Source organism: Acinetobacter schindleri, from assembly GCF_010918895.1.
Classification (GTDB): domain Bacteria; phylum Pseudomonadota; class Gammaproteobacteria; order Pseudomonadales; family Moraxellaceae; genus Acinetobacter; species Acinetobacter schindleri.
The window spans coordinates 1,309,821-1,326,632 of sequence record NZ_CP044483.1 but is presented as its reverse complement, the minus strand read 5'-3'; the positions used below and the strand labels follow the sequence as shown (position 1 = coordinate 1,326,632).

The 16,812-nt window shown below is 43.8% G+C and carries 12 protein-coding genes; 4 read left to right on the top strand and 8 right to left on the bottom strand.

What is annotated here, in order from left to right; all coding sequences use genetic code 11:
* Positions 1–77: 77 nt before the first annotated feature.
* The 4 genes from FSC11_RS06440 to FSC11_RS06425 all read right to left on the bottom strand — a co-directional run bounded on the left by FSC11_RS06440 (position 78) and on the right by FSC11_RS06425 (position 4,387).
* Positions 78–2,717 (bottom strand): bifunctional aconitate hydratase 2/2-methylisocitrate dehydratase, encoded by a 2,640-nt coding sequence (locus FSC11_RS06440; RefSeq protein ID WP_163165808.1) that lies wholly within the window; start codon positions 2,715–2,717, stop codon positions 78–80.
* Between the two features lie 294 nt (positions 2,718–3,011).
* Positions 3,012–3,281: a hypothetical protein gene (locus FSC11_RS06435; protein ID WP_005222398.1), complete on the bottom strand. Its 270-nt coding sequence runs from the start codon at positions 3,279–3,281 to the stop codon at positions 3,012–3,014.
* Positions 3,282–3,486: 205 nt separating this feature from the next.
* Entirely contained in the window at positions 3,487–3,846 is a 360-nt protein-coding gene (locus FSC11_RS06430; RefSeq protein ID WP_004892990.1) for a hypothetical protein, read from the bottom strand.
* Between the two features lie 112 nt (positions 3,847–3,958).
* Complete coding sequence (locus tag FSC11_RS06425) at positions 3,959–4,387, bottom strand: I78 family peptidase inhibitor (protein ID WP_163165806.1); 429 nt, start codon at positions 4,385–4,387, stop codon at positions 3,959–3,961.
* A gap of 227 nt (positions 4,388–4,614) precedes the next feature.
* Between FSC11_RS06425 and xseA the strand changes: the two genes are divergently transcribed.
* Both xseA and xseB read left to right on the top strand, forming a co-directional pair.
* Positions 4,615–5,874 (top strand): exodeoxyribonuclease VII large subunit, encoded by a 1,260-nt coding sequence (xseA, locus tag FSC11_RS06420; protein WP_163165804.1) that lies wholly within the window; start codon positions 4,615–4,617, stop codon positions 5,872–5,874.
* A complete protein-coding gene (gene xseB / locus FSC11_RS06415; protein WP_071320036.1) occupies positions 5,867–6,064 on the top strand; it encodes an exodeoxyribonuclease VII small subunit in 198 nt (65 codons plus the stop codon). The genes xseA and xseB overlap by 8 nt, the downstream gene beginning before the upstream one ends.
* Before the next feature lie 125 nt (positions 6,065–6,189).
* On the opposite strand, the gene FSC11_RS16120 is transcribed toward xseB, so the two are convergent.
* The 3 genes from FSC11_RS16120 to FSC11_RS06405 form a co-directional block, all read right to left on the bottom strand.
* Positions 6,190–6,339 carry a hypothetical protein gene (locus FSC11_RS16120; RefSeq protein ID WP_004892982.1) on the bottom strand — a complete coding sequence of 50 codons (150 nt, stop codon included), beginning with the start codon at positions 6,337–6,339 and terminating at the stop codon, positions 6,190–6,192.
* Between the two features lie 158 nt (positions 6,340–6,497).
* Positions 6,498–11,015, bottom strand: a complete 4,518-nt coding sequence (locus FSC11_RS06410) for a translocation/assembly module TamB domain-containing protein (RefSeq protein WP_163165802.1) — start codon at positions 11,013–11,015, stop codon at positions 6,498–6,500.
* Between the two features lie 38 nt (positions 11,016–11,053).
* Positions 11,054–13,807 (bottom strand): autotransporter assembly complex protein TamA, encoded by a 2,754-nt coding sequence (locus FSC11_RS06405; RefSeq protein ID WP_163165800.1) that lies wholly within the window; start codon positions 13,805–13,807, stop codon positions 11,054–11,056.
* 176 nt (positions 13,808–13,983) lie between these two features.
* Here FSC11_RS06405 and FSC11_RS06400 point away from each other — a divergent pair, with 176 nt between their 5' ends.
* Positions 13,984–15,300 carry an MFS transporter gene (locus FSC11_RS06400; RefSeq protein ID WP_163165798.1) on the top strand — a complete coding sequence of 439 codons (1,317 nt, stop codon included), beginning with the start codon at positions 13,984–13,986 and terminating at the stop codon, positions 15,298–15,300.
* A gap of 3 nt (positions 15,301–15,303) precedes the next feature.
* Positions 15,304–15,939 (top strand): 2-polyprenyl-3-methyl-6-methoxy-1,4-benzoquinone monooxygenase, encoded by a 636-nt coding sequence (gene coq7 / locus FSC11_RS06395; protein WP_004815744.1) that lies wholly within the window; start codon positions 15,304–15,306, stop codon positions 15,937–15,939.
* 87 nt (positions 15,940–16,026) lie between these two features.
* Here coq7 and FSC11_RS06390 read toward each other — a convergent pair whose 3' ends face one another.
* Positions 16,027–16,728, bottom strand: a complete 702-nt coding sequence (locus FSC11_RS06390) for a DUF1003 domain-containing protein (RefSeq protein WP_163165796.1) — start codon at positions 16,726–16,728, stop codon at positions 16,027–16,029.
* Positions 16,729–16,812: the final 84 nt, after the last annotated feature.

Here is a 16,812-nt window from a genome sequence, read left to right as displayed (position 1 = left end):
AACTTAATTTTCAAAGTAAATCATACATTTACTCTTGCGCTCAGGAAAAGCCTTTCGGCTTTTCTCCTTCTCGCTCATTAAGCTAATTGAGCAGCAGCAATTTTCTTCGTATCGATATCTTTAGCAGCATCTGTATACTCGCTCATCTTGTCGAAGTTCAAGTATTGGTAGATGTCAGCTGACATGCTGTCGATTTGAGCAGCGTACTGTTGGTATTCTTCTGGAGAAGGTAATTTACCCAATACAGCAGCAACAGAAGCAAGCTCAGCAGATGCCAGGTAAACGTTCGCACCTTGACCTAGACGGTTCGGGAAGTTACGAGTAGAAGTCGATACACAAGTCGTGTTCGGAGCTACACGTGCTTGGTTACCCATACATAATGAACAGCCTGGCATTTCTGTACGAGCGCCCGCTTTACCATAAGTATTGTAGAAACCTTCTTCCATCAATTGGTGTTCGTCCATACGAGTTGGAGGAGCCAACCATAGACGAGTAGATAAAGAACCACCAGGTACTTTGTCTAGAAGTTTACCAGCTGCACGGAAGTGACCGATGTTAGTCATACAAGAACCGATGAATACTTCATCAATTTTCACGCCTTGAACGTCAGAAAGAAGTTTTGCATCATCTGGGTCGTTCGGGCAGCAAAGAACTGGTTCAGTAATTGTAGAAAGGTCGATTTCGTACACTTTAGTGTATTCAGCATCAGCATCAGCTTTAAGAAGTGATGGATTTTCCAACCATTTTTCCATGTTCTCAACACGGCGCGCCATAGTACGAGCATCGCCATAGCCTTGTGAAATCATCCACTTCAGCATAGTGATGTTAGAACGTAGGTATTCAGCAACTTTCTCTTCAGAAAGCGTGATCGCACAACCAGCAGCAGAACGTTCAGCAGAAGCATCAGAAAGTTCGAATGCTTGCTCAACAGTCAGGTCAGTTTCCATTTCTGTCAGGTCGATCTCAAGGATACGGCCAGAGAAGATGTTTTTCTTACCTTTCTTCTCAACAGTCAGGTCACCTTCTTGGATCGCTACGTAAGGAATTGCATGTACCAGGTCACGTAGTGTGATACCAGGTTGCATTTTACCTTTGAACTTCACAAGAACAGACTCTGGCATGTCAAGTGGCATAACACCAGTTGCAGCAGCGAATGCTACCAGACCAGAACCCGCAGGGAATGAAATACCGATTGGGAAACGAGTATGTGAGTCACCACCAGTACCAACTGTATCCGGAAGAAGCATACGGTTTAACCAAGAGTGGATAATACCGTCACCTGGACGTAGAGAAACACCACCACGGTTCATGATGAAATCAGGAAGCGTGTGTTGCATTTGAACGTCAACTGGTTTTGGATACGCAGCTGTGTGACAGAAAGATTGCATTACCAGGTCAGCAGAGAAGCCTAGGCAAGCCAAATCTTTAAGTTCGTCACGCGTCATCGGACCTGTTGTATCTTGAGAACCAACAGTTGTCATACGTGGTTCACAGTAAGTACCTGGAACAACACCTTGACCTTCTGGAAGACCACAAGCACGACCAACCATCTTCTGAGCAAGGGTGAAGCCTTTGCCAGTTGCAGCAGGTTGTACAGGCGTACGGAACAGTGTAGAAACAGGAAGACCTAACTCTTCACGCGCTTTAGTAGTCAAACCACGACCAATGATCAGGTTAATACGACCACCGGCACGAACTTCGTCTAGAAGTACTGGAGTTTTAAGATCTGCTTCAGCAATTTGCGCGCCGTCTTTGAACGCAGTTACTTTAGCAGCAGCTTTGTCGATCTTAAGGGTGATCTCGTCGCCCATGTTCATGTTTGCTACGTCGATTTCAACTGGTAACGCACCAGCATCTTCCATCGTGTTGAAGAAAATCGGAGCAATTTTAGAACCTAAGCAGTAACCGCCTTCTTTCTTGTTCGGAATGTGCGGAATTTCGTCACCGAAGAACCAAAGCACAGAGTTAGTAGCAGACTTACGAGAAGAACCTGTACCAACAACGTCACCTACGTAAGCAACCTGGTTGCCTTTCGCGATCAGTTCTTTGATCTGGTTTAATGGACCAACTTCACCAGGAACTTCTGGGTTGATACCATCACGTACGTTTTTCAACATTGCATTTGCGTGCAATGGAATGTCTGGACGGCTCCAAGCGTCTTGTGCTGGAGACAGGTCATCAGTATTCGTTTCGCCAGTTACTTTGAAAACTGTCAGTTTGATTTCTTCAGGAACGTCTTTACGGTTTGTGAACCATTCAGCGTCAGCCCAAGATTGAAGAACTGCTTTCGCATTTGCATTGCCTGCACGTGCTTTGTCAGCAACGTCATGGAACGCATCAAATACAAGAAGAGTTTTCTTCAACGCTTCTGCAGCAAGTTCACCTAGTGCAGCGTCGTCTAAAAGTTCTACTAAAGGAGCAACGTTATAACCACCAAGCATAGTGCCCAGTAAGTAAACCGCACGTTCTTTAGAAACTAGTGGAGAAGTCGCTTCGCCTTTTGCCAATGCAGCTAAGAACGCAGCTTTTACGTATGCAGCTTGGTCAACACCTGCAGGAACACGGTTTTCAAGCAAGTCAACTAGGTATGCTTCTTCACCCGCTGGTGGATTTTTTAATAATTCAACTAATGCAGCAGTTTGAGCATCGTCAAGTGGCTTCGGTGGGACTCCGAGTGCGGCACGTTCTTCAACGTGTTGGCGGTAAGCTTCTAGCACGGTTTATTCCTCTTTTTTAAAAAATTATCTGTGAATTCCTACTTTATAAAGCTTCACAAATAATATGGACTCTCAAATTTTACTAAAATTCCAGTTAAAAGTTAATGCAAGTAAAGTGTTTCTTTGTGATGCTCATTATTTTGTAAATAAATGATGTGCATAATGATTATTTGATAATCAAAAATCTGTTTTCTTGCATAAATTAAGCTCCAATTGAGCACTTTTAGCTGAATTTCACTTATAAAAAAGGCAACACGAATGTTGCCTGAGTTATAAGAAAAAAGATACTCCACCTTAGTGTACTGTGCTTGTGCTCAAATATTGGTTAAATGCATCACGACAGCCTTCAAATTTGAGTACACATTGGTCTTCGTAGGTGCCGTTATGATTATTACTGGCAAAGGAAATATGCACCAGATAAAGTTTTTTATTTTGATCGAGAATACGTTTTAAACTGACTTTATCACCAACGCTTAGCACGTAGTTTCCACCACCAATGATCGCCATGCCCTGTTCATCTTCGAGCAACAGATCTGCATGATGTAAATATCCCACAACGTTCATAATGTTGCTCCTTTCTAATTATTTTGGAGATATTTTCATTATTCGATATTTAGATAAGTATTGCTATATTTTAGATTTAGAATTTGTCACAAATTGTACAAAAGGCTTAGGCTATTTTTATAAGAAATCAGCAGTCAGATAAATAACTTCTTCACGCTTGCATAAAATAATTTGAATATGGCAAAGCTATAAAAAAAACCGTTCCTTAGAACGGTTTATAATCTGGCAATTCGTCATGCGGTGTCGCAATACATTTTTCAGTATATTCAGCACGGATTTTTTCACGCGATTCTTTCACATCTTTGGTGATTTCATCCAATGGCATTTTATAGACGTCATCAATAATGGTCATGACGAATGCTTTGGTAGTTTCATCTTCAACCTTGCTGGCATGTTCAACAGCTTTTTCTTTCTCAATGCCATTTTGACGGTCCAGCATGATACTGCGTGCAGCATTGCCCACACTACGACAATAACCTTGCCACTGCTCTTCAGGGGTGAGTGGTTTCTTTTCGGCACAGCCAGCCAAAGCCACCAAAACAGATAAAGCAAATAACTTTTTCATGAACTTCTCCTTACGCAGGGCAATATAAAAGATCACAGCGCATTTGTCATTTAATTTGCCAAGTCCGGCTGCAACAAAAAAGCCCTCTACAGGGCTTTGTTGTCAAAATGATTTAACCACAGCTGGACTGAACAATTTTCCCAGTTTTTGGATCTACGGTGACCGTAACACGGTCTTCACGGAAATCCATAGTTACTGCTTGTCCCGGTTGTATCATACGCACAATTTTAGCTTTGGTTTTGGCTTTGATTTGCGCTTCACTCAGACCAGACTGACCGATCAGACTATGTGCTGCTTCAGACAGACAGATGTCCTGATTGCTACGATACAATGCCCACTCCTCCACCACTTTACCATCTGGCAGATGGCAATAGGCCACCTGACCATCTACTTCATTATGGATATCAAGCTTCCCACCTTGATCCACACAATAAGCACTGGCAGGATTCGGCATGCCAATACGCGGTGTTTCTTCCGGCTGCTGTGCTGCACATCCTGTTAATACGGCGATCAACATGCCCAGATGCATGATTCTTTTCATTGGCGATCTTCTTCTAAAGGACCATTCCGACTTAATTTAACATAGTCATACCCAAGAAAGTTTATCTAAATGTATGTAAATCAATGCTGAAGCTACTCTCAGCGATAAATCATGATGCTTTTATATTGCCCTGCTGCAATTAAGCCACAAGAATACTTAGCAATCTGGTTTGAGTGATAGGCAGGTTTAAGCTAAAATTTGCTTGAATTTTAAACTTTTCTGCGGCTATGCAAGATCCCCAATTCTCGCTTAAGGAATATCTCTCTACCGTGCAAGAGGTGATTAAACTCACCTTCGATACACCGGTATGGGTCAAGGCAGAGATACGCAACCTGAATATCAAGGCAGGTCATTACTATCTGGAACTGGCAGAAAAAGATCCTGACAATGATCAGGTGATTGCCAGTTGCCGTGCCACCATCTGGAAATTTGCTGCACAGAAAATTGTGACCCCGTTTGAACGGGAAACTGGGATTGAGTTAAGTCGTGATTTAAATGTTCTGATTAAGGTCAAAGCCAGTTTTGATCCGCAATATGGCTTTTCCCTGAATATCGTTGAAATAGATTCCAGTTATACCCTCGGTGATATCGCCCGACGTTATCAGGAAATCGTACAACGACTCACGGCAGAAGGTTTGATTGAACGCAACCGGCAATTACCAACACCATTCGACCTAAACCGGATTCTGGTGATTGCTCCTGAAAATGCTGCTGGTTTAGGTGACTTTAAAAAGGATGCAGATGCACTAGCGGATGCACAGGTATGCGAGTTTGTTTATCACTCGGCGACTTTTCAGGGAAATACTGCACCACAAAGTATTCGCCAAAGCCTGGCACAAGGGCTGAAACAGTGGGCAGAAGATTACACAACGGCGCCTGATTTAATCGTGATTATCCGCGGTGGTGGTGCAGTCAATGATCTGGCCTACCTGAATGATTATGAACTGGCTGCCCTACTGTGTAAGCGTAGTGTGCCAATCTGGGTTGGTATTGGTCATGAAAAAGACAGGACCATTCTGGATGAAATTGCACATCGTTCCTATGATACCCCGAGTAAAGTCATCGCTGGGATTCGCAATCACATTGTGGAGCGTGTGCAGGATGTCATTACCAATCTGCAAATTATTCAGCGTAGTTCCCGGCAGCAGATTCAGGCCTATCAAAACCAGAATGATCAATTGATGACATTGATTCAAAGTATTGCCAATGCCAAAGTCTCGGATGCTTTCAAAGAAGTTACTCAATTGAAATCTAATATCAGCAATTTGGCCCGCCAGCAAACCCGAATTGCACAACAACAGATTGAAGCCTTGTTACGTGAAACGCTGATCCAGAATCCGAAAACAGTACTTTCCAAAGGCTATGCCATCGTCCGTCAACAAAGTCATGCTGTGCGTTCAGTCCATGAACTTGAAAATGAGGTGCAGGTCGAAATGCAGGATGGAATTTTTGTAGCCACTATCACACAGGTAAATCCACATGAATAATGACAATACTTTAAGCTTTAAAGAAGGCTATGAAATTCTGAAACGGAATGCGGAATTATTGGATGCCCAGCAGGAACCTGATATTGATAATCTGATGAAGATTGTTGAGGAATCCATGGCAGCCTATAAAGCCTGTAAGACACGTGTCGATGCGGTACAACAGGCATTAGATGACACTTTTAATGAATAAACTTTAGGTTCTATCTCCTGTTATGTTTATTTTTTAGCGCAAGTAATAAGGTTTAAAATATAGCTTAGGCTATTTTTCGAATATAAAAAGCCTTCATAAAGAAGGCTTTTTTAGATGAGAACAGTCTATTTTTGCTCTCTTAGCGGATTTTCAGGCTCTGCATTGGGTTTTTTCTCAGGCTTAACATTCTTATAAGAAGCCTGATTACCCTTATCATCGTTGGATTCTTTATGTGGCGTAACATCTTTATCTGATTGCTCTGATAGATTGGTCATATGTGTTCCTTTACTCAATATACTTAACCCATAGATATGACAGATTGGGACCCGACATCAAGGCTAGAAATGTTATACATCTTTATCATTTAAAAAAGACAAGAGTTGCTTCAACTCCACAATTAAAAAAAGCCCTCACTTGAAGGGCTTTTTTTCTTTTAGAAACGCCAGTTATAGAACAAGTCGATGGCTCGTTCGAGAGACTGACTCGCTTCCAGATATAGACGCTGATTCATCTGATAACGCAAAGTCAGTTTATTCACGGGGGTAAAGACACCTACACCATAGCGAATATACAGGTCTGGCGTAATATAACCGGTAACTGATACCTGGGTATCATCGCCTGTACCCTGTGCATCCAATGCCAGACCACTTAAACCAAAAGTACGACCAATCTGGTTGGTCAATGCGCGGGTACCACCTAGACCCAAACTGATCCCCGCAGCGGCAATGGTATTGTTAACATCAGACCTGAAACTTTCAGACTGGCTTAATGCTGAACTACCTTCATTGATCCGGCCGGTGATCAAGGCATTTAATGCTTCCTGTTCAGACAAGCCGGCATCGTTATACACCTGAATAGCAGGACTTGAGGCTGTACCGGTAACACGTACACCTACGACACTACCTTGTACAGATTTGTTGGCATCAATATCCAGGGTCGGATTAGACAATGGACCGTTAAAACGGGCAATGGCACGGTTCAGATCCAGACTTTGACCATACGCTTCGATTTTTACCCGCTGGGACACACCAATCGCACCATTGGCACGCATCGCTGTTTCCAGACCACGTTGAGACAGGTTGACCCGTCCAATCAATGGAATACGGCTATCAAAGCCCTGGAAGATCACCTGGTTACCCAGTGACACCGCAACATCAGCACGAATATCCCATGGACGTGCTGATTTTAGAATTGCCAGCTGATCCTGACCTTCCTGTACAATACGGACATCTGAAGAAATATTAACAACTGGTTTAGACGCTTCCGGCATAGAAATCAAAGCACGTGGAACTTCTATTGAACCATTCAGACTGAGTTTCTTGTTAAATGGATAAAGGTCCAAAGCCAAATCTGGCGTGACGACAGCTGTAATCAGTGGTGCCTGGCGTATCAGCAGATTTTCACCTTTGAGACGTAACTGAACACGTGGATCGTTTTTCCAGTCCACCGAACCAGTCAAGCGGCCTACACCACGACCACTGTTAAATGCACCATTAATTGTCGCAGAATCCTGACGTACAGATGAATACAGTTGCACATTGGTCAGATTCACTGGCAGGGAAATCATACTGATCGCCCCATCTTTTACGCGAATCTCACCGTTTAATAATGGCTGGGTTAGTGTACCGCCGATCTTACCCGCATAAGATAAGGTGCCTTCCAGCGTACGCACATCCTGAATAAATGGCTTGAATACTTTTAGCTGTACTTCGTTAAAAGCGACTTCACCACGCATCGGTTTACTGTCACGATATGGATCAATAATGACATTGGCATATCCCGTTCCGATATCCGGTGTTTTCACATCCAGACGAATTTGCAAGCCATCTGCAACACTTTTCGCGACCAATCCGACTTCATCATATTTCAGGGTCTGCCCTAGATATTGCGGATCTTCAGCAGCTAGCCCCACCACACCATTTCGGGTGACAAGTCGCGCATCAATCTTCGGTTTCGCACCTTGCGCCCATGTTGCACGCGCGTAGCCATTGACCTTACCGGTAATTGCCAGCCCTTCAGGCATGAACGCACTAAAATCATTAAGATCCAGGTTCTGGGTCTGGAATGAGACACTACCACGTGTCTTGTTGACACGTATTGGCCGGTCAAAGCACAACTGACTTTGCTGGCTCATCCAGCAATGCGCACCGACAAACAGATCTGACTGTGCTGTGTTATAGATCACAGAGGCATTCTGACGCTGTACCAGACGCGTACGCAGGGAATCGAAATCACCATTTTGGATCTGCCCCAGCCAGTTGTTTTGTGCATTAAAACCACCGGCCAACTGTACATAAAACTTGGACAGTTTGTTTTCTGCCTGAACTTTTAAGATATGCGCTGCACGTGTCCCAGCTAGAGATATTTCACCGCGGGTAATCTGACGATTACCACTACGCAGGTTATCCATGGTTGCGGTGAGCAAGGTTGGTGTGCTTTGTGAAGTTGGCAACTGGCCTTGTACCCGGATTTTCTGCACGCTAAACAGATTATTAAAGGCAAAATCATCAACTGCCAGGTTGGTTGAAGCACGCAAACGTGGCTGCGCCTGCATATTGATATAACCATATGCACGACCACGCAGTCCTGGATATAACTCATAGAGCGCTGGCGCATTCACCTTGAGTTGAAGATTCTGTGCATTACCGGTTGCCTGAATCTGGTTACTGGCATAAGACAGGAACAGATTATTGGCTTCAAACTGCTGTGGTACAAATCCGCTCTGTTTGTTATCAATAATCATCGACAGATTACCTGTACCACGTACCGGCTTGTTATTCAGTATTCCGGCAAGATTCAGACGTTCAATCTGAATACGTTTCAACGCATCTGACCATACGCCACGGGTTTTCACATTTCCCGATAGCTCACCTTTGACACTGGAAGCAAAATATTGTGGCTTAAAGCGAACCAGTGAAGCATTAATATCCCAGCCAAAACCATTCGCCAGGTTCACCAGACCACTGGCATTGATCTTGCCGGCAATACCATCATGCCTGAATTCATTGATTTTCAATAATTCAGGTGTACCGGATACCTTGAATTTGAGTAAACCTTTACTTGCAGCGAACTGGCTGGCATTTAAATTGCCATCATAATTGATTGCATAGCCCTTGAAGCCACCGCCCCGTTTTTCATCATGGAATAACAATGCTGCCGTACTGCTACCGGTCAGTCGCACTGTTTCATTTTGACCAGCAAGGCGTCCTGTCAGATCAATCGCTTTTAAGTTGATAATCTGCTGATTTGGCTTGGCATAACCACTCGCTGTAACGCGACCATTGAGGCGATCGACTGGTGATGCCGCTGCCAGTACCTGCGTATTCAGATTCTTGGCATTTAGCACAGCGCTCCATTTTAACTGGCGTTTTTTATCCGGCAGTTCTACTACGGCGTTACCGGTGAGGCCACCACTTTGCGCAGCATAACTAAAGCTTGGCACTTTGAGAATGTTATTCTTCAGATTCAGTTTCGCCTGATACATACCTGTTGGCAGCATACCTTGCTCATGGGCAGCCACCTGCGTTGCTACAAAGATGTCCTGCTGACCTTCGGTTAGTGCCAGATTTACATCTCCGGATTCGCTCTTTAACCAGCCTACATAAGGCACTGCACGGTCGATATTCTTCCATGCCACATTCATCAGCATCGGCTGGGCTTTTTTATTTTTCGCTTCGTTCTGATCCAGCTTGATGTTCCAAGTTTCATAACGATCGAAATCAACCAGCGCTGTCAGGTGTAAACCTTTTTCCAATGTGCCTTTAGAAGCGATATTTCCATCCAGACTTGGTGGCAGAAAGTCCTGCACGACCTGTGGAATCACTTTATCTTTAGGATTAAGACGATTCACACGGCCAGACACATCCCAGGTCACTTGATCATGCCAGCCGACCATACCTGCCAGACTGACCGAACCTTTCATTAATTGTCCATTAAAGTCAGTAATATTCAGCTGATTGACCAGATCGGTATGCATCATGGCATTGTACTGGCCTTCCGGAATATCCTTGCCGCTCAGGTCTGTATTGAGATTAATATTCAGTTTTTTGATATCACCATTAAATTCCGCCATACCATCTTTGGAGAATAGTTTCTGATCTTCCAATATTGGCCAGTGATACTGCTCAAATTTAAGTTTACCAAACATCGGCACATGTGAATTCATCGGATGAATCACGGCCCAGCCAGTCAGCAAGTCTGGCGTATAGGTGGCAACACCGGCTTCAATAGTCTCTAAGGTACCTCGGGCTGCTATACGAATATCACGAATATTCAGACTATTGTTTAATGATGGAATATTCAGTACGCCGGTCGCATTCAGTGGATATTTACCATGGAAGTCCATATCACCCGTGGCATCATAAACATACAGATAGCCCATATTCATACGCGAATTTTCGAAGGTCAGCTTAGTTCCCGACCAGAGTCCCTCATTAATCACCACATCATAAAAATCAACTGAGGAACTATGTGTTTTAATCAGCAGGTGATCCAGATCCAGATGATCGACCCGCAATACAAATGGCAAACGAATATCATTATAAGAAAACGGCTTATCACTTGGCGGATTCTTGCTAATGACCTGCAGATTGCGCATATCTGCATTATTTAAATGAATTTCCCGTTTGAGAATTGCCCGCCAGCCTAGAATGACATCGGCACGGTCGATTTTGACATCAACCGATTTGAGCGTCACCAGCACATTGCGCACAATAATGCCGCGCCACAGATTACCGCCTTCATATTCATAATGAATAATCTGCTGACGTTGCAATACCTGATCCAGTAAAAACTTGCTGCCACGATCCGTCGAGAACATGATCGCCAGTGCCGCGAGTAAAAACAGAATAGAAAACAGCACCGACAGTAAGATGCTTCTTAAAATACGGCGCTTTTTAGGTAAAGGCGTATTTTCCGGCTCTGCTTCTTGTGGTTGCTGGTTCTCGACCATGTTCTTCCCAAATATCTAAAATTTTTAATCAGTTTGTTTTATAGCTGTGAGCCAATAAAGAAATGCACGCGGATTGGATGGTTATCATCCGAAATGCCTGAGGCCACATCAATACGAATCGGACCAATTGGCGATGCCCAACGCACGCCAAGACCTACCCCATATTCAGTCGGATTACTAAAGTCCTTGTCATAGGCATTTCCGGCATCTGCAAATACTGCCGCACGCCAGCCTTCCCTGAATTGATAATTATATTCCAAGGAACCAATGGCCAGGGCCTGTCCACCTACTTTAAAGCCATCGATTTCTGGTGACAGACTCTTATAGTCAAAACCACGAATACTTTGGTCACCGCCAGTGAAATATCTTAAGTTATACGGTACTTTGGTAAAATCTTCAGTAAAAATATAGCCTGCATCGGCACGACCGACAAACTGATGATCAGCATTTTCACCCAGTGAATAGATAAAGCGCCAGCCAGCATTGGCAATGGCCATATCAGCATCGGACAACAGCGCCTCACTCCCCAGTTCAATCTTATAGGTCTGTCTAAAGCCTTTGGTTGGGTTTACCCGACGGTCACTGGTAGTACGAGCAACTTCATAACCGAATAATAAAGACTCTTGGGTTTCTGCAGTACTGACCAGGAAGGCATCCGGAATATCATCAGCATTCACAGTACCATCCTGAGTCAATTGATCCAGACGGTAACGTACGCCATAAGTATGCTGCCAGCTTCCTCGTGGATTTTTAATATAACGATCAGCACCAATTACGGCAGATTCGATCAATAGTCCATCACCTTGTGCAACATCATCACGTTCTTCACGCTCATAACCACCGACAATACTGATGTAATCATTGAGCGGGTGTTTATATGGAATATTATAGCGACCATCAATAGACTGACGGATTCCTGAAAGCTCGAGGTTGGCATCAAAAGAATGTCCACGTTTGTTAACGATGGCACGGCGGTACTGACCCCGTAGACGTGTCCCGGTATCGGTTCCATAACCTAGACCGACTTCAGCGCTGTTTTTCTTGTCAGCATTCAAAGTCACAATTACCGGAATCTCTTTCTCTTCACGTGCCTGGGCTTTTAAACGTTCCTGCTCATTGGCCTTGGTTTCCTGCGCAGTACGCATGGCGCGTACATCCGGGTTTTCTTCCTCACGGCTACCAGCAAACTGGCTTTCATCAACCACGTTTTGGGTAACTTCCCTGGAAGAAGCCTCGGCTTTTTTCTCCTGGGCCAAAACCCCTTCAGAGATTTTTTGCTGATCGACCAGCAACTGCAGATCAGGTGCCAGTTCAAGTTCCGCTTCAACTGGGTCCGGTTTCACCGCATCAACCAGGGTATAGTTAAAATATCGTGAGTTGGTCAGGTTATTGGCTAGTGTGTTTACCCGCCAGAAACGGTAATCGGCACCATCTTCCCAAGGCACCAGACTTTGCAAGATATCTGGATCTAGCGGGAATTCCTCATCCGGATCACTCATCCGGAAGGTCACCGGTCCAAGTTTATAAGGATCGCCAGTTTCATAACGCAGATTTACTTCTGCCGTATTCTGTGGCTGTGCGACCTTGACATCATGCAGCCGCCAGTGCGCATCGAAGTAGCCGTTATTACTCGCTGCTTCGACAATTCGCTCCTTGGTTTTTTCATATTCACCATGATTAAACACATCACCCACTTCCTGATCTGGCAATACACTAATGACCTGGAACTGTGGTTGCTCAGCACCAGCACCGGTAAATTCCAGGTTCTGGCTTTGAATGATGACTGGCTCATTCGGAGTTACATGCACCCTGACGCGTGATTCAGAAAGTTTTTCAAAACGGAATTCGGTATTATAGAAGCCAACTGCCTGAGCAGCCTGGTTAGACAGACTACGTAATTGTGGCAATGCAGATGGAAAATCGCTAAAGGATTCCTGAGTGAAACTCGACAGTTTATTTTCAATATTCTCTGCCAGGTTTTCATAGGCCTGTATACGTGCAGCCGAACTTAATCCATTGCTCGTTTGAGTACTGCTTTCACCATTACGTATAACCACGTCTGCATCAATCCGCGGCACACTAGCTGTCATGATCTGGCGTGGCGGACGGATTTTATAAAAAAGTCGTTTAAAAATATTCGGTTTCTTGTCATCTGCTGGCGTAAGTTGCTGCGGAGGAATTTCCGGCAAGGTACTGCCTGTTTCATTCGCCTGCACAATGATCTGGCTGTCAGACTGAATACTTTGCATCAGCTGATCAACATTGACTGGCGCCTGATTGATTTCCACCAGTTCCTGCTGGCTGATATCGGCAACCACGGTTTCTGTCTGCTGGGTCTGGCGATAGCTTTGTGCTTCCTGCTTGGCTTGCTCAGCCACTCGGTAAATTTCATCCGCCATCGCCTGATCAATCGGTTGAACCGGTAATTCTTCTAGGTCTTCAAACTCAATCGGCTTAAATACATCCAGCTGTGCGCCTTGCTGTTCCTGCTGTTGCAGCATTTCCAGGCTGTCTATTTCATTTTCTGGCTGCAAAGCCTGTTCAATTTTCTCGGCAGCTTCGTCTTCGGAATTAGCTACACCCTGTTGCACCGCCTGCTTAGACAGTTCATCAATCATTTCCGCCTGTGAAACTGCCACGGGTGTTTCCGTTTCTGGAGTTTGTGCCATGCCATGTTGGGCCAACATCATCAAGAAAATACTCATGCACAGGCAGCTGCCTGTAGGTGCAGATATGAGTGGACTCATGCTCTGACTCAGTATCGTTTCTTTAAATTTTATTTTTGCAGGCATAGCAAACTCTAAACAAATACATTCTTTAATTGATTATTTGACCGAAAAATATAAGCTAAGAAACTTGAATCTATAGGATTTTGCCATTTCCGTGGTCAAAGGTATCTTACATGATTTTTCAAGATGTTCACGCATCACTGACATTTCTTAATAAATCTTAATGTAGCACGTCCAATATGAACAATAACGAACATTTGTTAGGCTCTCGTCGCTTTTTACCCATGTTTTTGACGCAATTCTTCGGGGCGTTAAATGATAATGTATTTAAACAGGCATTATTACTGGTCATTACGTATGGATGGATTCAGCAAAGTGCGGGCATTAGCACCTTAAATAATCTTGCTGCATTACTCTTTATTTTGCCTTATTTTATTTTTTCTGCGACTGCCGGACAAATTGCCGATAAATATGAACGTTCCCAATTGATTCGTTATTTAAAGATCTTGGAAATCGTGGTGATGATTCTCGGTACTATCGGTTTCCTGATGGGTAATCTATGGATTCTACTGTTTGCGCTGTTCTTAATGGGGACGCAATCGACTTTCTTTGGTCCGATTAAATATGCAATTTTGCCAGAAGTGCTCAAGAAAGAGGAATTGATGTCAGGTAATGCACTCTTTCAGTCTGGAACTTCCCTGGCGATCCTATTCGGTATGATTCTGGGGGGTGCGGTGATTGCAGCATCGGCTGGCAATTTACTCTGGATCAGCTTAACCGTAGTGGTTATTGCCATCATCGGTTATTTATCAAGCCGCTTTATTTTAAAGCAAAGCATTCCTGCACCTGATATTCAAATTGACTGGAACTTTTTCCGTACCAGTTTTCAAACCCTGAAATATGCCAAAAGCCTGCCTTTGATCTTTCTGATTCTGCTTGGCAACTCCTGGTACTGGTTCTACGGCGCGACCTATTTAACCCAGATTCCACAACTGACCCTGCAGAACCTGCATGCTTCTGAAAATGTTGCAAGTTTACTGCTGACTTTCTTCTCGATCGGGATTGGCTTGGGATCTTATCTATGCCGTAGATTAGGTGGGACTGAAGTTAATATTCGTATGGTGCCAATTGGTGCAGTTGGACTGACCGTCTTTGCCATTTATCTGGCTGTCAGCATGGCTTTTATACCTGAGCGTACTGGCGAACTGCTGGGTCTGGCAGATGTATTCCGTCAGGGCTGGAGCTATTACCATGTGATGTTTGCCGTGACCTTATTGGGTATCAGTGGTGGTTTTTATATTGTTCCACTGTATGCCATGATGCAGGCACATTCTCCCCGCTCACATCGTGCGCGGGTGGTTGCAGCAAATAACATTCTGAATGCTGTTTTCATGGTATCTTCTGCTATATTTTCGATTATCATTTTAAGTGTCTTAAAGTTTGATCTTAAAATACTTTTCTGTATTACAGCGGTCTTAAGCGGCATATTTACCTTATGGTTATTACTGCGCCTTAAACCGATGATCAACTCTGCACAAGCATCATTGGAGGATTAATGCATGCGTCAATTTACAGGTGTCGATAAGCTCATTCATTCTTTTGACCAGGCATTACGTAGTCTTGTCCCAGGTACGACTTCTGCACAGCGCACTAATCCTGCTGAAAATACTGATAGCCAACTGGCAGTTTCTGATGCTCGTCATGTTGCGGGTCTGATGCGGGTGAATCACAGTGGTGAAGTCTGTGCACAGGCGCTTTATCATGGTCAGGCGATGACCGCCAAACTGCCAAATGTCCGTCGTGAAATGGAACAGGCAGCAATTGAGGAACAGGATCATCTGGCCTGGTGTGAAGATCGTTTAAAAGAATTAGAAAGTCATACCAGCTTGCTGAATCCGGTTTGGTACGGTCTTTCTTTTGGGATGGGTGCCATTGCCGGAATTGCTGGCGACAAATACAGCCTTGGCTTTGTTGCTGAAACAGAACGTCAGGTCAGCCTGCATTTGCAACACCATATCAGCCAGTTACCACCGCATGATGAGCGTTCACGCCGTATTCTGGAACAGATGAATGAAGATGAATTGCATCACCGTGATACAGCATTAGCAGCGGGTGGTGTAGATCTACCTTTACCGGTCAAAATTGCCATGACCGGCATTTCTAAATTAATGACCAAGACCAGTTATTATATTTAACAACTAAGCTAGAAAAGCCCACACTGATGTGGGCTTTTTATGCGTATTCAATCCACTAAATACTACAAAGGTTTCAGGCTCCTATACTCAATACTTCTTACTCATCTCAGAAAGCAGATCGAGTTGTATTTCCTGTATCTGAGCCAGTCTTTCCCACTGATGCTGAAGAAGATGATCCAGTTTTTCATGTAAATGCTGGATTTCAAGTTCAGCTTTGAGGTTAATTTGATAATCATTTTGGGAACGCAATCTGTCTTTGGCTTCTTGCCGATTTTGGCTCATCATAATGACCGGCGCCTGAATCGCTGCAATACAGGAAAGTATCAGATTTAAAAGAATAAAGGGATAAGGATCAACCGGTTTGGTTACGATAACTATCGTATTTATTCCGATCCAGAGGGTAATAAAAATAGTAAAACAGATCAGAAATGACCAGCTTCCACCAAAAGAAGCAATTTTATCAGCCAATCTTTCACCAAAAGTCCACTTTTGCTCCAGGGAGGCTTCTACATCTTTGGTAATCAGCTCATGATGGCGCATGCTCTTGATCACTTCATATTCAAGATTAGTGACTTCACCCTTTTCAGACTTTAACAATGCATGAACATACTGTATGCGATATTTGGTCAAGTCTGTCTGGCAAATATAATGGTCAGGTGACCAGTCTGGAATATCTTTAGCAATCTCTTCAGTAATGACTTTTCTCACTGTTCCCATCGGGGTAAGATTTTTTAAGGAATAATATTTTCCACATACTAGGCATGGATAAGTTGCATTTTTTTCTTTCATGATTATTCTCTTTATCGTGATGCCAGCTCAACAATAAATATTCTCTAAGTTATTATTTATATTGATAATTTTATTAACAAATAT

What these genes read in the sequence shown, in the direction of transcription:
- FSC11_RS06435 (WP_005222398.1), bottom strand. Translation starts at nt 3,281, where the DNA reads ATGAACGTTGTGGGATATTTACATCATGCAGATCTGTTGCTCGAAGAT.
- FSC11_RS06430 (WP_004892990.1), bottom strand. Translation starts at nt 3,846, where the DNA reads ATGAAAAAGTTATTTGCTTTATCTGTTTTGGTGGCTTTGGCTGGCTGT.
- FSC11_RS06425 (WP_163165806.1), bottom strand. Translation starts at nt 4,387, where the DNA reads ATGAAAAGAATCATGCATCTGGGCATGTTGATCGCCGTATTAACAGGA.
- xseA (WP_163165804.1), top strand. Translation starts at nt 4,615, where the DNA reads ATGCAAGATCCCCAATTCTCGCTTAAGGAATATCTCTCTACCGTGCAA.
- xseB (WP_071320036.1), top strand. Translation starts at nt 5,867, where the DNA reads ATGAATAATGACAATACTTTAAGCTTTAAAGAAGGCTATGAAATTCTG.
- FSC11_RS16120 (WP_004892982.1), bottom strand. Translation starts at nt 6,339, where the DNA reads ATGACCAATCTATCAGAGCAATCAGATAAAGATGTTACGCCACATAAA.
- FSC11_RS06410 (WP_163165802.1), bottom strand. Translation starts at nt 11,015, where the DNA reads ATGGTCGAGAACCAGCAACCACAAGAAGCAGAGCCGGAAAATACGCCT.
- FSC11_RS06405 (WP_163165800.1), bottom strand. Translation starts at nt 13,807, where the DNA reads ATGCCTGCAAAAATAAAATTTAAAGAAACGATACTGAGTCAGAGCATG.
- FSC11_RS06400 (WP_163165798.1), top strand. Translation starts at nt 13,984, where the DNA reads ATGAACAATAACGAACATTTGTTAGGCTCTCGTCGCTTTTTACCCATG.
- coq7 (WP_004815744.1), top strand. Translation starts at nt 15,304, where the DNA reads ATGCGTCAATTTACAGGTGTCGATAAGCTCATTCATTCTTTTGACCAG.
- FSC11_RS06390 (WP_163165796.1), bottom strand. Translation starts at nt 16,728, where the DNA reads ATGAAAGAAAAAAATGCAACTTATCCATGCCTAGTATGTGGAAAATAT.